Annotated in this window: 1 protein-coding gene; it reads right to left on the minus strand. The window is 66.8% G+C overall.

What is annotated here, in order from left to right; all coding sequences use genetic code 11:
- Nucleotides 1-395: 395 nt before the first annotated feature.
- Nucleotides 396-777 (minus strand): putative sulfate exporter family transporter (locus tag MKK63_RS13430; protein WP_244002470.1); only part of this gene is annotated, 382 nt, incomplete at its 5' end.

Genomic DNA, 777 nt, shown 5'->3' on the forward strand with positions numbered 1-777 from the left:
CGATTTGCCCAGGCCCAGATGCGCCGATAGGCTCTCGATCAGGGCGGTGCGCAGACAAGCGGACATGGGGGGATCCCTTTGGCGAGGAATCCCTCAGTCCACCACGGCGCGCCGCCCGCCGCCACTGTGTCGTGTACCGTGCTCACGCACAAACCAGCACGTTTAGCCCACTGAGGTCAGCAAAAGGATCGGGAGGCAACCGTCTGCTTCTGCGGCGGATTTACTCCGGAGCAGCCATTCTGGTTTCGGCCAAACCCGGGCGGCGGCTTTGCGCCCATTCGAGTCATTGAGCCGAATGCCACGCCGCCTTAGAAGCAGACGTCGTAGAAAGGAGAATCAGCTTGGGGCGCTTGTAGATTTTAGGACGGCCCCAGTGACTGCGATCTCGGCCGCGCTCAGCCGATCCCGAGACCTCGGATGAGCAGGACCGCGATGGCCAGGAGCACGAGCAGCGAGGCGGTGACCGCCAGCGTCACCCGGCCGCCGACCTGCGCCAGCACGCGCACATCGACGCCGAGACCCAGCGCGGCCATCGACACGATCGTCAGGAAGCCCGCGATCCGGGCCAGGGGCCTGACTGCGCCGTCCGGGATCAGCCCCAGCGAGCGCAGGGTGGCGAACGCCAGGAAGCCTAAAATGAACCACGGCACCAGCTTGAAGAAGCCGAGCCGGCCCGGCGCGCCCTTGCCCGTCGCCCCCTCCGCAGGCAGGCGCGGCGCGATCAGCGATAGGGCCACCACCACCGGACCGAGCATCAGCACGCGCACCAGCTTGACC

The organism is Methylobacterium sp. J-088, assembly GCF_022829295.1.
Classification (GTDB): Bacteria; Pseudomonadota; Alphaproteobacteria; order Rhizobiales; family Beijerinckiaceae; genus Methylobacterium.